This is a genomic window from Edaphosphingomonas laterariae, assembly GCF_900188165.1.
GTDB lineage: Bacteria > Pseudomonadota > Alphaproteobacteria > Sphingomonadales > Sphingomonadaceae > Sphingomonas_E > Sphingomonas_E laterariae.
In genome coordinates, this window is the sequence record NZ_FZOS01000010.1 from 48,201 (window position 1) to 66,359 (window position 18,159).

The following is an 18,159-nucleotide window of genomic DNA, read 5'->3' on the forward strand; positions in this document are numbered from 1 at the left end:
TCGTCCAGCCGCGCATCAGGCTTCCACTTCCAGTTCGCGGCTCAGCGTCGCGTGGAAGCCGTCGGCGAAGCGGTGGAGGCGCGCCTCCACCTTGTTCAGCACATGGGTCAGCCGGTTATAGGCGATGACCGCGGGGATCGCGGCGAACAGGCCGAGCGCGGTGGCGAACAACGCCTCCGCGATGCCCGGCGCCACCACGCCGAGCGAGGTGTTCTGCTGCGCGGCGATGTCGGTGAAGCTCTTCATGATGCCCCACACCGTGCCGAACAGGCCGACGAACGGCGCGACCGAACCGATGGTGGCGAGGATGTTGAGCCGGTCGGACAGCTTGTCCACCTCGGCGGCGACGGCGGCGCCCATGGTCGTCGCCAGCCGCGCGCGCGTACCTTCACGGTCGACGGCGCGGCCCTTGGTCGAACGGCGCCATTCGGCAACGCCGGCCGAAAACACCTTGGCGCTCGGCAGGTCGGCGCGGCCGGGGCCGTCGTAAAAGCGGTCGATATCCTCCGCCTTCCAGAAATCCCGCTCGAAGGCCTCATTGGCCTTGGCGATCTTCTTCAGGCGCATGCCGTGGGCCAGGATGATCGTCCAGGTCCAGATGCTTGCCAGCACCAGCCCGATCATCACCGCCTTCACGACAAAATCGGCCTGCATGAACAATGTGACGGGGGACAGCAGCGATTCCGTCGGCGCGATGGTCATGATGGTATCTGATTCCCTTTCAGCCGTTCGAATATTTCGATCCAGCCACGCGGCTGCCGCCGTGGCCGACCATCGGGGGAGAGGAAGGCTGCGGTGACATCCGCTTCGGCCACTACCTCATCACCGCGCATGACTCTCTGATGAATGACGCAGGATGCTGCGCGAATTTCCCGCACGCGGGAGAGGATCAGCAGCGCATCGTCCAGTTTTGCCGGCCGGCGATAGCGGATCGCGAGGTCGGCGACCGCATAATAGCCTTCATCCCCTTCCTGCGCGGCGCGCTGGTCGATCCCGGCGACGCGCAGCATGTCGCTCCGCGCGCGTTCCATGAACCGCAGATAATTGGCGTGATAGACCACGCCGGTCAGGTCGGTATCCTCGAAATAGACGCGCAGCGCGAAGCGATGCTCGCCATCCACGAAGCGCCCTGCGAACGGCCGATCCTCTGCGTCCTTAACCATCGACCGGGGTCTAACCGCTCCGATTCACCATCGGAACCCCAAAGATGGCCTTGGCGGCGCCTATTTGGCGTCGAACAGCCCCGCTTCGGCGCCAGGCGGTGGGTTGAGGCCGAGATGCTTCCAGCCGAGCGCGTTCAGGCAACGACCCCGCGCCGTCCGCGCGATCAGGCCGAGCTGGATCAGATAGGGCTCGATCACTTCCTCGATCGTGTCGCGCGGTTCGGAAAGGCCCGCCGCCAGCGTTTCCACCCCCACCGGCCCGCCGCGATAGATGTCGGCGATCATGTGGAGGTAGCGCCGGTCCATCGCGTCGAGGCCGAGATGATCGACCTCCAGCCGGTTGAGCGCGCTATCCGCCGCCTTGCGATCGACGACGGCGGCACCCGCGACATCGGCGAAATCGCGCACCCGGCGCAGCAGCCGGCCCGCGATACGCGGCGTGCCGCGCGCGCGCCGGGCGATTTCCGCCGCGCCGTCGGGGGCGATGGCAAGGCCCAGCAGCCCGGCCGCGCGCGTCACCACGCGTTCCAGTTCGTCCACCGTGTAGAATTGCAGGCGGACGGGGATGCCGAAGCGATCGCGCAGCGGCGTGGTGATCAGCCCCTGTCGCGTCGTGGCGCCGACCAGCGTGAAGCGCGGCAGATCGATGCGCACCGATCGCGCCGACGGCCCTTCGCCGATCATCAGATCGAGCGCACGATCCTCCATCGCCGGATAGAGCACTTCTTCCACCGCCGGATTAAGCCGGTGGATCTCGTCGATGAACAGCACGTCGCCATCTTCGAGATTGGTGAGCAATGCGGCGAGATCGCCGGCCTTGGCGATCACCGGGCCGGACGTCGCGCGGAAGCCCGATCCCATCTCCTTGGCGATGATCTGGGCGAGCGTGGTCTTGCCCAGCCCCGGCGGGCCGAAGAACAGGACATGATCGAGCGCATCGCCGCGTGTCCGCGCCGCCTCGATAAAGACGCGCAGATTTTCGCGCGCGGCCTTCTGCCCGACGAAATCGTCGAGGCTCTTGGGACGCAGCGCCGCATCCACATCCTCGGGGCGGCGGGCGGCGGTCAGGATACGGTCGCTATCGGTCACGCTGCTGCCGTAGCGGGCCGTGGCGCGGCTTGTCGAGGGCGATGCGCGTCGCGCCGGCCGACGAGGTTGAGGAAGTTGAGGATTGCCATCCGCTTCGTTGCGGGGGCACACATGGCCGGCCGGAACGGATGCGGGCAAAGGCGCGTCGGATTGTCACCACCGGCACGCTGCCACGCCAAATCCAACATTGCCAGTGGCGGCAGGGCGCAAGAGGGGGGAGCAAGCGATGGAGATCACGCGACGCGACATGCTGGCGGGTGCCGCCGCCTTCGCCCTCGCATCCCGCGCAGGGGCCGCGCCGCCAGCGGGCATCCCCGACAAAAGCTATCGCAGCGCCTTCGTGATCGACGGGCTGGGCGCGATCAGCGATCCCGATTTCAAGCCGGGCATGACCCGCTTCACCCCGCGCGGGCTGGCCGAGATGCGCGCATCGGGGCTGACCGCGGTGCACATGACGGTCGCCAATCCGGGCAATGAGGCGACGCTGGAACAGGCCGTGCAGGAAATAGCCGGCGGCGACCAGATCATCGCCGACAATGCCGACATCCTGCTCCACGCGCGCACCGTGGCGGATATCCGCGCGGCCAAGGCGTCGGGCCGGATCGCGATCGTCTATGGCCTGCAGGACAGCGCGTTGATCGGCCCGATGCTCGATCGCGTCAGCCTGTTCAGGGGGCTCGGCATCCGCGTGATCCAGCTCACCTATAATCTGCGCAACCTTGCCGGCGATGGATCGCTGGAACCGGCCAATGGCGGCCTGTCAAAGCTCGGCCGCGCGACGATCGAGCGGATCGAGGCGGAAAAGCTGCTGCTCGATCTGTCGCATGGCGGCCAGCGGACGATCGCCGAGGGGATCGCTGCGGCCAAGCGCCCGCTGACGATCAGCCACACCGGCTGCCGATCGCTGCACGACAATCCCCGCAATGTGTGGGACGCCGAACTGAAGGCGCTGGCCGACAAGGGTGGCGTCGCCGGCATCTACTGGATGCCGTTCCTGGTGCCCGGCGGCAAGGCGAGCGGCGACGATCTGGTGCGCCACATGGCGCATGCGGTGAACGTCTGCGGCGAAGATCATGTCGCGATCGGCACCGATGGCATGCTGTCCGCCACCGTGATCGACGACAAGGCCCGCGCGGCGCAGAAGAAATTCTACGAAGACCGCGCCGCCAAGGGGATCGCGGCGCCCGGCGAAGGCGCCGACATCTTCAACATCGTCCGCGATTTCGACACGCATATGCGCTTCCGCCAACTGGCCGACGCCCTCGCCCGCGCCGGTTGGCCAACCACGCGGATCGAAAAGGTGCTGGGCGCCAATCTGATGCGGCTTTATGGCGAGGTATGGGGCGCCTGAACCGCCCGGACCAAGCCGGATCACGCCGCTATCCGGTCTTGGCCCGCAAATCCTGACGGTCAGGACACGCCGACGTTGCGGACATTAGCTTCTGGTCCCTAGTCGGCCCGACGCCACCACAGTGCATCTACGCGGACGCTAAGAGGCGGACGGTCGCAGAACACGAGGTCGAGTTGGTCACCCCTCAGCGCCACTTCGCTTATCCAGCCGCCAGTCGCGGCACTCGGCGCATCTTCTGTGATAGGAAATCCCTCTACAACTAAGGTGCCGGGTGCTGCCTGCCCTTCAGGTTGACTGATGCCTCGCTCGTTCACCCATTCATCATCGAACGCAATTTCGAGATTTGACCCCACTGCTCGCACATCGAGCACGCGAGCATCGTGAAGGCCGCCTCGCTCGCATAGCCACTCCGACGTAACTGATTGCATGATGAGCCTCCGCCACGCCGTTCTGCCATGAGTTTCCTAATGTCCGCTTTCCCCGACTTTGCCGCCGTCAAGCGGCGTGACTGGGCCTCCGGTTTCCCGACTGTCAGCTTTCCGAGACCGGACAGGCAGATATCGGCCAGCGATTTCTGCCTTTGTCGGGACACTCGCACTTTGCGGTCGTCGTTTACTGAACTTCCACCTCGTCACCCCGGACTTGTTCCGGGGTCCACCTTGCAGCACACATCGCCATCGATGATCGAGCGGGACAATCTGCCATGGAATGACCTGGCGGGGTCTTTCGGGTTGGAGCTGCTGGCGGCAGCGCCTGCGTGGCGGTGGACCCCGGAACAAGTCCGGGGAGACGAGACGAAGCTGGTCCACTTTTCCCGACTAAGCCGCCGCCGGGACGTCGCCAAACACCCCTTCCAACCCGACTGTCGTTAAGCGTCGGCGCTTGCCCGCGAGGGCGGATGAAAATACCGGTCAGGCTGGCGCTTGCAGAGCCGCCGCGCCTGAACCAGGTTGCCAGCGGCACCAACTGGTATCGGTGAAAGCGCTTCCCTTGCCCCATAAACCCCGCATCCTCTGCCTCGTTCGTGATCCCGCGCACTGGCTGCTCGACAATCTTGCCGACCATTTCGCGCTTTGCGACGAACCCGCGCCGGGCATCGAGGTGGTGATGACCGGCGGCAGCGAAGGCATCGACGCGGCGATGATCGATCGCCTGCCCGATCTGAAGCTGATCGCGGTCTGCGCGGTCGGCTATGACAAGGTGGACGTGGCTTATGCGCAGGCGCGCGGCGTGGCCGTGACCAATACGCCGGACGTGCTGACCGACGACACCGCCGATACCGCGATCGCGCTGATGTTCGCGGTCTATCGCCGCGTGCCGCAATATGATCGCTATCTCCGCGATGGCCGCTGGGTGGCGGAGGGTGCGCCGCCGCTGACGCGGAAGCTGACCGGGCAGCGGATCGGCATCCTCGGCCTGGGACGGATCGGCAGCGCGATCGCGCGGCGCTGCGAACCCTTCGCAGGAGAGATTGCATATCATTCGCGACGCGAGGTGGCGGACGCGCCCTATCGCTATGCACCGAGCGCAGTCGCGCTGGCGGCCAGCGTCGACCTGCTGGTCGTCGCCACCACGGGCGGGGCGGCGACCGCCGGGCTGGTCGACCGCGCCGTGCTCGATGCACTCGGCGCGCGCGGCACGCTGATCAACATCGCGCGCGGATCGGTGGTGGACGAGGGCGCACTGGTCGCCGCGCTGGCCGAGGGACGGCTGGGCGCCGCCGGACTCGACGTTTTTGCGAACGAACCGCATGTGCCCACAGCGCTTCTGGATATGGAGAATGTCGTGCTGCTGCCGCATCAGGGCAGCGCGACCGTGGAGACGCGCCGGGCGATGGCCGATCTCGCAATCGCCAATATCGAGGCGTTTTTCGCCAAGAAACCGTTGCTGTCGCCCGTGGCGTGAGGGGAAGCCCCCTGCCCCGACTTTCCCGTCTTTCGCCGGCGGTTCAGGCCCTGCCGGTAATGAAGCCGGCCATCTCCTTCACCAGCAGGTCGACATAGATCGCCGCCTCGGCGGTGGAGAGGGCGCCGTTCACCGATACATCGCCGCAGACCTGATCGATGCGGCGGAGCAGCAGGTGGGCACGGGCGCGCTCGATCTGCTGTGCCGGTGTTTCGCCGCGCGCCATGGCGAAGCCGCCGACGCCGGCCGCGCTCAACCGATCGATCAGCGCATCGCGATCATCGTGCAGGCGCTGGCGGAAGCTGGGCTCGAAGATTTCGAGCTGGCCGACCAGCGAGGTGACATAGCCATGATCGACATAGAGCGCGGCGAGAGTGCCGACCCACGCCTTGAGGCCGGACGCATCGCGGCCGTCGCCCGTGGCGAGTCGATCGAACAGGCCCTGCCAGTCGGCAGCGATCCCGTCATAGATGGCGAGCGCCAGCGCCAGCTTGGATTCGAAGTGCATGTAGAATGTGGCGCGGCTGATGCCGGCGGCGCGGATGATGTCGTCGATCGTGGCATAGACATAGGGCGTCGCCGAAAACACGTCGCCCGCCGCCGCCAGGATCGCCGCGCGCGTCTGCCGGCGCTTTTCTTCCTGAAAGGCGGTGCGCCCGCCGGGACGGCCCCGGCCGGGCAGCCGCTTGGCGGTGGGGGCGGGTGCGTTCATCTGCGATCCTTTTCCGATCGGCCGCTGTTGCCCGCTGCGGCCATGCTTTGCAATAGAACGTTTGACTGAACTATCAGTATGCCATAGCCCATCGGCCAAGACAAAAGAGGATGCGGCATGAGCGGTGATGCGGGTGAAGGCCTGCTGCTGGACGCAGCGGCGGTGGACGGCTGGGCGGCGGCGGCCGATGTGGTGATCGTCGGGTTCGGCATGGCGGGCGCCTGCGCCGCGATCGAGGCACGGGCAGCAGGCGCATCGGTGATCGTGATCGAACGGACAAGCGGCTGCACCGGCAGCACATCGGCCGCCGCGGGCCATTTCTATCTGGGTGGCGGCACCGCCGTGCAGCAGGCCTGCGGGTTCGAGGATAGCGCCGACGAGATGGCGCGCTATCTGGAGGCGGTGGCGCTCGACCCGGATCATGAGAAGATCCGCCTTTATGCCGATGGCAGCGTCGCCCATTTCGACTGGCTCGAAGCACAGGGCGTTCCGTTCGACCGCAGCTATTATCCGCAGAAGAATGTCGTCCAGCCGGGCCGTGAATGCCTGATCTGGACGGGCAATGAGCAGGTGTGGCCCTATCGCGAACAGGCGAAGCCGGCACCGCGCGGGCACAAGGTGGCGTTCGATGGCGAGGAAGGCGGCGGCGCGCTGGCGCTGCGGCTGCTTTCCGAACGCGCCGAAGCCGCCGGCGCCACGATCATGGCCGACACCAAGGTGGAAGCGCTGGTGCGCGACGGCGGCAGGATCGTCGGCGTGAAGGTGCGCCGTTTCGGCGAGACGAGCTTCGTGCGGGCGGGCAAGGCGGTGGTGCTGGCGGCCGGCGGCTTCGGCCAGAATGCCGAGATGGTGGCCGAACATGTGCCGATCCTGGCATCGGCCTATGTGCAGGGCAGCCCCCATGACGACGGGCTGGGCATCCGGCTGGGCGAGGCGGCGGGCGGCGTGGCGATCCACATGGACGAACCGTTCCTGACATCGCCTTTCTATCCGCCCGAAGATCTGCTGAAGGGCGTGCTGGTCAATCGCGATGGCGCGCGTTTCGTGGCGGAGGATTCCTATCACAGCCGTTCGGGCATCTTTTCGGCCCGCCAGCCCGATGGGATCGTCTATCTGATCGTCGATGCGGCGATTTTCGCTTATCCGCACTTCGCGTCACTGACCAACCAGAGCCTGATCGACGGGTTCGAGACGATCGCCGAGATGGAGACCGGGCTGGGGCTGCCCGCCGGATCGCTGCAGCGGACGATGGCGGATTACAACGCCCATGCCGCGAAGGGCGAGGATCCCGCCTTCCACAAATATCCCAAATGGCTGAAGCCGCTGGAGGAAGGGCCGTTCGCGGCGTTCGACCTGTCCTTCGGCCGCGCGGTCTATACCGGCTTCACGCTGGGCGGGTTGAAGGTCTCCGCCGATGGCGTGGTGCTGGATGCGGCGGGCGCGGCCGTGCCCGGCCTTTATGCCGCCGGCGCCTGCGCGTCGAACATCGCGCAGGACAGCAATGGCTATGCGTCGGGCACCTGCCTTGGCGAAGCATCCTTCTTCGGCCGGCGCGCCGGGCGCCACGCCGCCACCCTCGTTTGAAAGGACCGCCGATGACACAGGCAAAATACGGCCCGATCGATCAGATCGGCTATCTGGTGGACGATCTGGACGCGAGCATCGCGCGCTGGATCGATCTGATGGGCGTCGGCCCGTGGACGGTGTTCCGCAATGTCAGCCTGAACGGCAGCTATCGCGGGCAAGCGGGCACGGTGACGATGGATGTGGGCCTTGCCTATCAGGGCGACGTTCAGATCGAGCTGATCAAGATCACCAACGAAACGCCGTCGCCCTATCGCGACGCGGCGGGCCAGCCGATCCTGGGCGTCCACCATGTCGCCTGGGTGGTCGACGATCTGGAGGCGGTGGTGGCGCGCGCCAAGGCCGATGGGCTGAAGGTGGCGTTCGAGGCGACCAACCCCGGCACCCGCGTCGTTTATATGGAGGCGGATGGCGAACCCGGCGTCCTGTTCGAGTTCATCGAAAGCCCGGCGACACGCGACATGATCAATTCCGGCATCGTCGCCACCCGCAACTGGGACGGCAGCAACCCCGTCCACGTCATCGACTTCGCGGCATAGGGAGCGGACGATGGCGGAGCGGACGATGGCGGAGCGGACGATGGGCGAACGGCTGAAGGGGCGCAAGGCGCTGGTGCTGGGCGTGGCGCCCGGCAATGTCGGCGAAGCGATCGCGCGGCGCTATCTGGATGAAGGCGCTTCGGTGATGATCGCCGGCCGCCGCGCCGACGCGCTGGAGCAGGTGGCGGGCGCGATCGGCGCCGAATGGCAGGCGTGCGACATCACCGTGGAGGCGGACGCCACGCGGCTGGTGGCGGACGCGGCGACGCGGCTGGGCGGGCTGGATATCGGCGTCAACGCGACCGGATGGGGCTTGCTGAAGCCATTTCTGGAACATGATCGTGCCGATCTCGACCAGATGACGGCGGTTCAGTTCACGGGGCCGTTCCAGTTCTTCCAGGCGCTGCTGAAGGCGATGCCGAACGGCGGCGCGATCATCCAGATTTCATCGGTGACGGCGACGATCATGTTCGATCATCACGCCGCCTATATGGGCACCAAGGCGGGGCTGGACCATGTGATCCGCTGCATCGCCCATGAATTCGGCCATCAGGGCATTCGCGCCAATTCGATCGCGCCCGGCGGCATCGCCGATGCGCCGATGTCGGGCGGCGGGCTGGCCGTGCCGGCAATGGCCGCGCTCTACGCGCGCGAAATCCCGCTCGGCCGCAGCGGCGTGGCGGCGGACGTGGCCGACGCGGCGGTGTGGCTGGCCAGCGACGAGGCGAGCTTCGTCACCGGGCAGACCATCCATGTCAGCGGCGGGCAGACCCTGCGGCGCAACCCTTCGATCAACGAGGTGTTCGGCGTCTTTGCCCAGAGCGGTGCCTGACCAGGCCGGCACCTGACACGCCCGCTTATCCGGAGGTGACCATGACCCGATCGATCACCGCGCTGATCGTTGCCGCGCACAACCATGCCAGCGCCGAGGCGCTGGGCGATATCGACGCGATCCTCGCCACGATGGAGGGCGAGCCGGTCTATGATTTCTATCCCGTCGGCCGCCGGTTCAGCGGGATGGATCGCACGCGGCGCTATTATCGCCATTTCGTCGACAATGTGATGCCGCGGATCGCGGGCTATCAACTGCATCAGGAATGGCTGGGCGAAGGCGGCGTCGTTCAGGAATATTCGGTCGACGTGCGCGACGAGAGCGGCGACGGGCTGACCCGGCACCGCATCCTGGGCATCCTGACCTTTGGCGAGGCGCTGTTGTCCGGCGAACGGCTTTACGCCGACGAGGCGTTTTTCCGCATCCTGATCGGCCCGATCTGGGACGAGCTTGAACCGATCGCATGAAGGGGTGCGGACGGCGACGGCGTAGCCATCCGCACCCCAGCCCCCATTAACGCGGCGGGTTGACGACGACGTACTGGACGGTCGATCCCGAATATTGCGGCTGATACCAGACCGATCCGCATTGCTGGTAGGTGTAGTTGTTGACGACGGTTGCCGAACAGCCGCTCGGCAGAGCGGTGACGACCGATCCGGTGGTGACGACGGTGGTCGTGTTGTTCGACGACGAGGATGCGGCGGCGCCGACAATGGCGCCCGTCACCGCGCCGACCGCCAGCCCCACCCCGAAATTATCGTCATCATCATCCCAGTCGCCGCCATAATAGCAGCATCCGCCGCCATGATAGCCACCGCCGCCCTGAACGTTGACGTTGCGGTTCACATTGACGTTGTTGATGTTCGTGTTGTTGCGATTGGGCGGCCGGTGGTTAACGTTCTGGGGCGAGCTATGCCGCACCTGCATGTTGCCGGCATGGCCGCTGGCGGGGCGTGTCTGGTGCGGGCGCGAAGCATGGCCACCACCGCCACCGGGGCGGGATGCGTGGCCCCCGCTGGGACGGGATGGCGGCCGCGATGCACCGCTGGGCCGTTTGCCACGGGGCGGAGCGAGCATCGCCAGTTCGACCAGGGCTTCGTCCGAATGGGCGTATTCCGGCTGCGCACCGGCGGCGAGCGCCGTTCCGCCGGCCGGCACGATGGTGCCGCCGATCAGCGTGGCGATGGCGAATTTCGTGAAGATTGTGGTGCGGGTCATTTCGGCGCTCCCGTTGCGGCCGTGGCCACCTGGCCCACCTCGATGCGGCGGGCATCGGCGGGCGGCGTGAAGGTGAACTGGGAATCGGAAACCTGAACGTTGGGCGTCCATTGCAGCACGGCGATCGTCTGCGGCAGCGCCGGATCGACCGTATCGGTGATCACCAGCTTGCACGGCAGCGCCGACGCCTTGTCGATCCATAGCTGCCAGTCCGCCTCGTCCTGATGGAAGGCATAATGTTCGCAGGTCAGCCCGCCGATCAGATCGGATCCGGCATAAAGCGCACCCTTGATGCGTTCCACCGGGAAGGCGGTGGTGCCCCATTCAAAAAGGTCGGCGAGCGGCGTTTCCAGCCCGAAACGATCATTGGCGACCTTGATCATCCCTGCGATCGTCGGCGGCGCGGCGATGCTGCCATAATAGCCGTTCTTGGGGCCGAAGACGGTCAACTGCCTGCCATCATAGAAGATGCGCCGTTGCTTGTGCGGCGTATCGATGGTGATCGCCAGCCGATCGGGCCGGCGGACGAGGAAGCTCATCGGCGCCGAACTTTGCAGCTTCTGGCCGTTTTCCAGCACGTCCTCGGTCGTGACTTCGGCCTTGACCTGGAAGGAGGTGAGCGCGCGCAATGCCGTGCCCATGCGATCGAGCGCCTGGCGGATTTCGGCGGGGATGGGCTGGGCCGCGGTGGTGCTTGCGGCGGGCGCGGCCTGGGTTTGGGCCATTGCATAACCCTGGGGCGCGGCCACGGCCGCACAAAGGGCCAGGGTGAGCAGGCCGGTTCTGTGGCGCATCATCTTCCTCCTTCGCCGGGTGGCTGGGGCCGCCCACGCCCGCTTATTCAATGCCTGTCCGCCCGCCGGGGCCATCAGGGGGAATGCTTATGTCGCATGGGGAATTACCCCGAGAGCCGGCCGGCATAAGCGAGGCACGGCGCAATGCGACGCCGGCGGCGGAGCAGCCAAGCGCGGTGGCGGGCGCCGTCAGGTCGGATTGACCAAGGGGTTTCGCGACGGGCTGATCTTTGGAACGCGCGGCAGCTTTATGCCCAAAGCCCCGGCCCGCCGGGACAATCCCGGACGCCCCCCTGGGTTCATCCTGACCGGCAAGGCTTCGAATAACGGGGTGTTGGCGCGCGCGGCGCCGCCACTAACAGAGCGGCGTCCGTTTCCCGCGGCGGAACTACCGGACGTCGGCGATTAGCGGCCGCCGATCAGGCGGCGAAGCGATCGGGGGTGGCGATGGCGGCCTGGACTTCGGCCTCGGTCATCAATTTCTGTTCGATCACGCAGCTGAGGCCCAGGGCGTCGAAGCCGGCGAAGGGTTCGGCCTTGGCGTGCGCAAAGATCGCGTCCTCGCCGGGCGACAAGCCGATCGGCGTGCTGGTGTCGATCGCCATGGTTTCGCCGAAGCGCGCCCCCCAGGATGAGGCGACGATGCGGCCCTGGCCATCGACCAGGCTGACCCGGCGACGCCCGCGATCGGCATTGTCCATCGCCGCGATATGTTCGCCGATCTTCCGTTCCCAATCATATTCCAGATAGAGCACGCCGATCGCCGGGCCGTCGCGTTCGGGATCGGCGCGGATGCCGGCGGCGAAGATCAATACCGCATGATGATCCGACCACGGATTCTGCCAGACTTCATCGGTGAACCATTCATCCGAGCGGCGGCTGGCCATCGCCCGGTTATATTGCGGCGCATCGCGCACATCGGCGGCGAGCACACGGGCATTTTCGTCCGCCGACAGGAAGATGCGGCCATCGCCATTGGCGACGAAGGCGTTGAGATAATCGCGCGAGTGGCGGAGCATGGTGCGCAGGCGGGCCTGGGCCGCGGCGATGTTCTGGGCGCTCGGATCGGTCGCGGCGGCGATGATCGCGGGATCGGTGGCGAGCATGCGCAGTTCGACGCTGCGCGCGAACACCGCGCGGGTGACGTTGTAGACAATCGCTTCGGCGAGATCGACCAGGCGGGCGCCTTCGATTTCGGCGACCATCTCGTCGGCGATGCCGGCGGCCTTGGCCAGCCGATCGAGCACTTCCGCGCGGAAGGCGAGCGAACTGGCGCGGGCCTGATTGGCCAATGCCTTCACTTCCTGCGCGACCACCGAGAAGCCACGCCCCGCCTCGCCCGAGCGCGCCGCCTCGATCGTGGCGTTGAGCGCAAGCAGGTTGGTGCGGCCGGCAAGCCGGGCATTTTCCGTCGCGTAAAGCTGCACCTCATCGCGGAGCGAGGCGAGGAGCGAGCGGATCCTTCTGGGCATAAGCGCGATTCCGATATGTTATCGGCCATGGCTAGCGCGCGAGTGGTTAACAAAGCGTCGTGCAATGCGACGAACCGAGGCGATGCGGTTCATCGCGCCGACAGCGCGGCGGGTGTAGAAAGGCCGCCTGATCGGACGGGGATGACGGCGATGGGCGTGGCACTTGTGAAATGGATCGGGCTGGGCACGGCGGCGGCGCTGCTGGCGACATCGATGCCGGCCATGGCCCGCCCGCTTCATGGCTATCCGGGCTATGGCCAACCCGGCTACGGCCCTGGCTATCCCGGCTATGGTTATCGCCGCCATCGCGGCGATGGCTTTGATTTCGGGGATTTCCTGCTGGGCGCGGTGATCGCGGGCGGGATCGCCGCGGTGGCGACCGGGGCGATGAAGAATGCCACGCGGCCCGGCCGCGATGAGCGGACGGGCACCGGCAATGATCCGCGCCGCGACGGACGTGGCGCCACCGGCGAGCAGGACGAGGCGGCCGATGCCTGCGCGGCGGCGGCCGAACGGCAGGCGAGTCGCTATGCCAGCGATGCCCGCGTCACCGACATCAGCCGGGTCAGCCGCGACGGCGATGGCTGGCGCGTCGAGGGCGTGGTTTCGACCGGCGATGAGCGCAGCTATCGCGACCAGCGCAATTTCCAGTACGGCGTCCGCTACGGCGCGGTGGATTTCGTGCAGCTGGGCGACGAGCTGGCGATCCGCTGAGCGGTTGATTCGCAACGCGCTTCCGCGTGGGCCGCCGGGCCGTGGTTCGCCCAGCGGATGATTCCGGGACAGCCCTTGGCCGCAACGGCTGGACAGCAAGCGGCCCTTTCTTTATCGGGCCGCCATGACAGCCCATCCCAATGATTGCATCCTGATTGTCGATTTCGGCAGCCAGGTCACGCAGCTCATCGCCCGCCGCGTCCGCGAGGCCGGCGTCTATTCCGAGATCGCGCCGTTCAATGCGGCGGCCGAGGCCTTTGAACGGCTGAAGCCCCGGGGCATCATCCTGTCGGGTGGGCCGGCATCGGTGACGGACGCAGGCAGCCCCCGCGCACCCCAGCATTTCTTCGAGGCGGGGATTCCGATCCTCGGCATCTGTTACGGCCAGCAGACGATGTGCGCGCAGCTCGGCGGATCGGTGACGCCGTCGACCGACAATCGCGAATTCGGCCGCGCCTTCATCGAAGTGACGCGCGAATGCAGCCTGTTCCACGGGCTGTGGAAGGAAGGCGAACGCCACCAGGTGTGGATGAGCCATGGCGACAAGGTGGACGCGCTGCCCGCCGGCTTCCATCCGGTGGCGGCGTCGGAAGGCGCCCCCTTCGCGGTGACCGCCGATGAGAGCCGCCGCTTCTATGGCGTGCAGTTCCACCCGGAAGTCGTCCACACGCCCGACGGCGCCAAGCTGATCGCCAATTTCGCCCGCCATGTCTGCGGCCTTGCCGGCGACTGGTCGATGGCCGAATTCCGCGCCGCCAAGATCGCCGAGATCCGCGAGCAGGTGGGCGACGGCAAGGTGATCTGCGGGCTTTCCGGCGGCGTCGATTCGGCGGTGGCGGCGGTGCTGATCCACGAGGCGATCGGCGACCAGCTGACCTGCGTGTTCGTCGATCATGGCCTGATGCGGATGGGCGAGGCGGACCAGGTGGTCGGCCTGTTCCGTGAACATTATGGCATCCCGCTTGTCCATGTGAACGCCGAGACGCTGTTCCTGTCGGGCCTGAAGGGCGAGACCGACCCGGAAAAGAAGCGCAAGTTCATCGGCAAGACCTTCATCGACGTGTTCGAGGAAGAAGCCCGCAAGATCGGCGGCGCCGAATTCCTGGCGCAGGGCACGCTTTACCCCGACGTGATCGAAAGCGTGTCGTTCACCGGCGGGCCGAGCGTGACGATCAAGAGCCACCACAATGTCGGCGGCCTGCCCGAACGCATGAACATGAAGCTGGTCGAGCCGCTGCGGGAATTGTTCAAGGACGAGGTCCGCGCGCTGGGCCGCGAGCTTGGCCTGCCCGAGATCTTCGTCGGCCGGCACCCCTTCCCGGGGCCGGGCCTGGCGATCCGCATCCCCGGCGAAGTGACCAAGGAACGGTGCGACATCCTGCGCAAGGCCGACGCCATCTATCTCGAGGAAATCCGCAATGCGGGCCTCTATGATGCTATCTGGCAGGCCTTTGCCGTGCTGCTGCCGGTGAAGACCGTCGGCGTGATGGGCGACGGCCGCACCTATGATTCGGTCTGCGCGCTCCGCGCCGTCACCTCGACCGACGGCATGACCGCCGACATCTACCCCTTCGACGCGGCCTTCCTGAGCCGCGTGGCGACCCGCATCGTCAACGAGGTGCAGGGCATCAACCGCGTGACCTACGACTACACGTCCAAGCCGCCGGGCACGATCGAGTGGGAATGATTTGGCGTCCGATATAGGCTCGCACAAAGCACGAAAAAGCCCGCAGAAATGCGGGCTTTTTTTGTTATTCGGCCGGGTACTGGCTGGAAGTGCGCGGGAGAAATGGGGCGAAGGTTTGCCCGCCTATTTCGCGGCCTTCCTGAGCGCCAGCCGCACGAGTGCGTCGAGCGTTGCGCCCGGGCCGAGTTCATCTTCGGCGGCGGCGACGGCGGCGTTGGCGTCGGCGGGGCGGAAGCCGAGATTGGCGAGCGCCGAGAGTGCGTCGGCGGTGGCGCTGCCGGCCGCAGCGGCGGGCGTAGCGCCGCCGGCACCGAGTGCGATGCCGCCGGTCTTGTCCTTCAGTTCATTGGCGATGCGCATCGCCAGTTTCGGGCCGACACCATTGGCGCGCGCGATCATCGCCTTGTCGCCGCTGGCGATGGCGCGGCTGATCTCGTCCGGAGCGAGCACCGAGAGAATGGCGAGCGCGACGCGGCCGCCCACCCCCTGCACGCTGGTCAGCAGGCGAAACCAGTCCCGCTCGGCACCCGAGCCGAAGGCGTAGAGCGTGATCGCGTCCTCGCGCACCTGCATCTCGGTGAACAGCATCACCTGCCCGCCGACCGCGCCGATCGCGGCCAGCGTGCGGGCCGACGCCTGGACGAGATAGCCGACGCCGTTGACGTCGAGCACCGCATGATCGGCCGCCGTTTCGGCAAGCGTGCCGGTCAACCGTGCGATCATGCGATAATCCTTTTCAGGGCCTTGGCGCTGGCGAGATGGTGGGCATGGGTGATGGCGACGGCGAGCGCGTCGGCTGCGTCCGCCCCGGCGATCTTCACCCCCGGCAACAGGCGCGAGACCATGGCGTGGACCTGCGCCTTTTCCGCCGCGCCGGTGCCGACCACCGCCTTCTTGATCAGCCGCGCGGCATATTCGCCAACCGCCATCCCCTGCCGCGCGACGGTGAGCATCACGACGCCGCGCGCCTGCCCCAGCTTGAGCGTCGATTGCGGATTGGCGTTGACGAACACCTCCTCCACCGCCGCGCCATCGGGGCGGTGGCGAAGGAGGACGTCGGTCAACTGATCGTGCAGCGCCACCAGCCGTTCGGCGAGGGGCGCGTGCGTCTCGGTCTTCACCTGGCCGTTGGCGATGTGGGAGAGGCGATTGCCGTCCGCCGCGATCACGCCCCAGCCCGTGGTGCCAAGCCCCGGATCAAGCCCGATGAGGATCAGCCGAGCTTCTCCATCACCTCGTCGGAGATGTCGTAATTGCCCCACACGGTCTGCACGTCGTCATCATCGTCGAGCGTGTCGATCAGCTTGAGCAGGGTCGCCGCGTCCGCCTCGTTCACCGAAACCTGCGTCTGCGGGCGCCAGGCGAGCTTCACGCCTTCGGCATCGCCCAGCACGCCTTCCAGCGCCTTGGCGACTTCGTGGAGATTTTCCGTCGCGGTCCAGATTTCGTGGCCGTCCTCGCTCGACGTCACGTCTTCGGCACCGGCTTCCAGCGCGGCTTCGAACACCTTGTCGGCATCGCCCGCGGCGGCGGCATAGTTGATCAGGCCCATCCGGTCGAAACCATGGCTCACCGATCCACCGGCGCCCAGATTGCCGCCATTCTTGGAAACGGCGGTGCGGACGTTGGTGGCGGTGCGGTTGCGATTGTCGGTCAGCGTTTCGATGATGAGGGAGACGCCACCGGGGCCGAAGCCCTCATAGCGGACTTCCTCGTAATTCTCGCCGTCGCTGCCCGCGGCCTTGTTGATCGCGCGCTCGATATTGTCCTTGGGCATGCCGCCCGCGCGCGCGGCGAGCACGGCGGCGCGGAGCCGCGCGTTCATCGCCGGATCGGGAAGGCCCATTTTGGCCGCGACGGTGATTTCGCGGCTGAGCTTGGAAAAGAGCGCCGAACGCTTCTTATCCTGCGCACCCTTGCGGTGCATGATGTTCTTGAATTTGGAATGGCCGGCCATTGCCGTCGCGGTCCTGTGCTGATCTTTGAAAAAGGTGGCTGCTCTTTAGCGGGCAGCGCCCCCTTCGCGCAACGGCGACGCGATTTTCCACGCGACGACCACCAGCGCGCAGGTGGCGACCATTTCGATCGCCGAAACCGCGCCATCGACAAAGGCCAGCGCGGCAAGCGCCTTGGCCGGCAATGTCAGCTTCACCGCGATCAGCGTCAGCGCGAAATGGATGGCCGCGAACGGCAGCACCAGCGCGGCGAAGGCTAGCCATAACGGCGCCAGCCGCCCCTGCTGCCGGGCCAGCAACCCCTTGAACGAAAACGACCGGTCATCGATCGCCAGCGCCGCCTCCCACGCCAGCAGGCCGATGGTGAAGGCAGCCCAGATCGCTGTGGCGATGATGTGGGCGATCCAGGTATCGGCCAGTTCCGCCTCGCCCCCGGCGGCGACATCGGCAAGCCGCGAAAACAGCCCGAAGCCGGCCGCCAGCACCAGCATCAACCCGGCAAAGCGCAGCAGCGGCCAGCCGGGTGCGAACGGGCGCGGCACGCCGGCGATCCGCCGGATCAGCGCATAAGCCAGCCACAACACCGCAACGACGCGGACGACCGCCATCACGATGAAGCCGGCCGTCGGGCGCTCGCCCGCAGCAGGCACGGTCGCGAAAGTCAGCAAATTGGTGCCCGTCGTCACCGCCAGCGCGATCAGCCACATCTCGACCGGCACATAAGCCTGCCGGAGATGATCGATCACCGCACGGCGAACGCCGGCGACGCTGGGCTCGATCGCCGGGGCGGTCAAAGCTTCACTGCCGTGCCGCTGACCGACACCATCAGCATCGACCCATTCTGGCCGAGCACCTCATAATCGATGTCGATGCCGATCACGGCATCCGCGCCCAGATCGCGCGCCTCCGACGTCAGCTCCTCGAACGCCTGGGTGCGCGCGTCGCGCAGCGCGCCTTCATAGGCGCCGGAACGGCCGCCGACGATATCGCGCACCGACGCGAACAGATCCTTGAACAGGTTGGCGCCGACGATCACCTCGCCGGTAACGACGCCCAGATAATCGCGGACAGGCCGCCCTTCGATCGCCGTGGTTGTGGTGATGATCATGCAGGCTCCCTTTCGCGGCCGGGATCATTGCCCGAT

At 66.7% G+C, this 18,159-nt stretch carries 20 protein-coding genes; 8 read left to right on the top strand and 12 right to left on the bottom strand.

Translation table 11 applies throughout. From position 1 onward, the window contains the following. Positions 1–15 precede the first annotated feature (15 nt). From tolQ to ruvB, 3 genes are read right to left on the bottom strand one after another with little or no spacing between them, the layout of a single operon-like run. Complete coding sequence (gene tolQ / locus CHB74_RS10850; RefSeq protein ID WP_089219663.1) at positions 16–702, bottom strand: protein TolQ; 687 nt, start codon at positions 700–702, stop codon at positions 16–18. Then, positions 699–1,163, bottom strand: coding sequence for a YbgC/FadM family acyl-CoA thioesterase (locus CHB74_RS10855; RefSeq protein WP_089219664.1), 465 nt, complete (start codon positions 1,161–1,163; stop codon positions 699–701). Before CHB74_RS10855 ends, tolQ begins: the two co-directional genes overlap by 4 nt. A 60-nt stretch (positions 1,164–1,223) precedes the next feature. Further along, entirely contained in the window at positions 1,224–2,252 is a 1,029-nt protein-coding gene (ruvB, locus tag CHB74_RS10860) for a Holliday junction branch migration DNA helicase RuvB (protein WP_089219665.1), read from the bottom strand. 226 nt (positions 2,253–2,478) lie between these two features. On the opposite strand from ruvB, the gene CHB74_RS10865 reads away from it, so the two are divergent. Beyond that, positions 2,479–3,603: a dipeptidase gene (locus CHB74_RS10865; RefSeq protein WP_089219666.1), complete on the top strand. Its 1,125-nt coding sequence runs from the start codon at positions 2,479–2,481 to the stop codon at positions 3,601–3,603. A gap of 990 nt (positions 3,604–4,593) precedes the next feature. Then, positions 4,594–5,508 carry a 2-hydroxyacid dehydrogenase gene (locus CHB74_RS10870; protein ID WP_245842831.1) on the top strand — a complete coding sequence of 305 codons (915 nt, stop codon included), beginning with the start codon at positions 4,594–4,596 and terminating at the stop codon, positions 5,506–5,508. A gap of 43 nt (positions 5,509–5,551) precedes the next feature. Here the strand turns inward: CHB74_RS10870 and CHB74_RS10875 are convergent, their stop codons facing one another. After that, positions 5,552–6,220 (bottom strand): TetR/AcrR family transcriptional regulator, encoded by a 669-nt coding sequence (locus CHB74_RS10875; protein WP_089219667.1) that lies wholly within the window; start codon positions 6,218–6,220, stop codon positions 5,552–5,554. A gap of 117 nt (positions 6,221–6,337) precedes the next feature. On the opposite strand from CHB74_RS10875, the gene CHB74_RS10880 reads away from it, so the two are divergent. From CHB74_RS10880 to CHB74_RS10895, 4 genes are read left to right on the top strand one after another with little or no spacing between them, the layout of a single operon-like run. Continuing rightward, entirely contained in the window at positions 6,338–7,804 is a 1,467-nt protein-coding gene (locus CHB74_RS10880; RefSeq protein WP_089219668.1) for an FAD-binding protein, read from the top strand. Positions 7,805–7,815: 11 nt separating this feature from the next. Then, the gene (locus CHB74_RS10885) at positions 7,816–8,343 is read left to right on the top strand and encodes a VOC family protein (protein WP_089219669.1); all 528 of its coding nucleotides are present in this window, start codon (positions 7,816–7,818) and stop codon (positions 8,341–8,343) included. A 10-nt stretch (positions 8,344–8,353) separates the two neighbouring features. Then, complete coding sequence (locus CHB74_RS10890) at positions 8,354–9,175, top strand: SDR family NAD(P)-dependent oxidoreductase (protein WP_245842832.1); 822 nt, start codon at positions 8,354–8,356, stop codon at positions 9,173–9,175. Between the two features lie 41 nt (positions 9,176–9,216). After that, positions 9,217–9,642: a hypothetical protein gene (locus tag CHB74_RS10895; protein ID WP_089219670.1), complete on the top strand. Its 426-nt coding sequence runs from the start codon at positions 9,217–9,219 to the stop codon at positions 9,640–9,642. Between the two features lie 46 nt (positions 9,643–9,688). On the opposite strand, the gene CHB74_RS10900 is transcribed toward CHB74_RS10895, so the two are convergent. The 3 genes from CHB74_RS10900 to CHB74_RS10910 all read right to left on the bottom strand — a co-directional run bounded on the left by CHB74_RS10900 (position 9,689) and on the right by CHB74_RS10910 (position 12,659). After that, positions 9,689–10,393 (bottom strand): hypothetical protein, encoded by a 705-nt coding sequence (locus CHB74_RS10900; RefSeq protein ID WP_089219671.1) that lies wholly within the window; start codon positions 10,391–10,393, stop codon positions 9,689–9,691. After that, positions 10,390–11,187, bottom strand: a complete 798-nt coding sequence (locus CHB74_RS10905; protein ID WP_179220804.1) for a DUF2092 domain-containing protein — start codon at positions 11,185–11,187, stop codon at positions 10,390–10,392. Before CHB74_RS10905 ends, CHB74_RS10900 begins: the two co-directional genes overlap by 4 nt. 419 nt (positions 11,188–11,606) lie before the next feature. Further along, a complete protein-coding gene (locus CHB74_RS10910; RefSeq protein ID WP_089219673.1) occupies positions 11,607–12,659 on the bottom strand; it encodes a methyl-accepting chemotaxis protein in 1,053 nt (350 codons plus the stop codon). A gap of 150 nt (positions 12,660–12,809) precedes the next feature. Between CHB74_RS10910 and CHB74_RS10915 the strand changes: the two genes are divergently transcribed. Further along, positions 12,810–13,373: a hypothetical protein gene (locus CHB74_RS10915; protein ID WP_144033770.1), complete on the top strand. Its 564-nt coding sequence runs from the start codon at positions 12,810–12,812 to the stop codon at positions 13,371–13,373. Between the two features lie 124 nt (positions 13,374–13,497). After that, entirely contained in the window at positions 13,498–15,060 is a 1,563-nt protein-coding gene (gene guaA, locus CHB74_RS10920; protein ID WP_089219675.1) for a glutamine-hydrolyzing GMP synthase, read from the top strand. A gap of 123 nt (positions 15,061–15,183) precedes the next feature. Here guaA and ruvA read toward each other — a convergent pair whose 3' ends face one another. From ruvA to CHB74_RS10945, 5 genes are read right to left on the bottom strand one after another with little or no spacing between them, the layout of a single operon-like run. Then, entirely contained in the window at positions 15,184–15,783 is a 600-nt protein-coding gene (ruvA, locus tag CHB74_RS10925; protein ID WP_089219676.1) for a Holliday junction branch migration protein RuvA, read from the bottom strand. Further along, complete coding sequence (gene ruvC / locus CHB74_RS10930; protein WP_089219748.1) at positions 15,780–16,277, bottom strand: crossover junction endodeoxyribonuclease RuvC; 498 nt, start codon at positions 16,275–16,277, stop codon at positions 15,780–15,782. Before ruvC ends, ruvA begins: the two co-directional genes overlap by 4 nt. Further along, positions 16,274–17,017: a YebC/PmpR family DNA-binding transcriptional regulator gene (locus CHB74_RS10935; RefSeq protein ID WP_089219677.1), complete on the bottom strand. Its 744-nt coding sequence runs from the start codon at positions 17,015–17,017 to the stop codon at positions 16,274–16,276. Before CHB74_RS10935 ends, ruvC begins: the two co-directional genes overlap by 4 nt. A 45-nt stretch (positions 17,018–17,062) precedes the next feature. Next, positions 17,063–17,809, bottom strand: coding sequence for a hypothetical protein (locus CHB74_RS10940; RefSeq protein WP_089219678.1), 747 nt, complete (start codon positions 17,807–17,809; stop codon positions 17,063–17,065). Continuing rightward, on the bottom strand, positions 17,806–18,123 hold the full coding sequence (locus CHB74_RS10945; RefSeq protein ID WP_089219679.1) for a heavy metal-binding domain-containing protein: 318 nt from the start codon (positions 18,121–18,123) through the stop codon (positions 17,806–17,808). The genes CHB74_RS10940 and CHB74_RS10945 overlap by 4 nt, the downstream gene beginning before the upstream one ends. Positions 18,124–18,159: the final 36 nt, after the last annotated feature.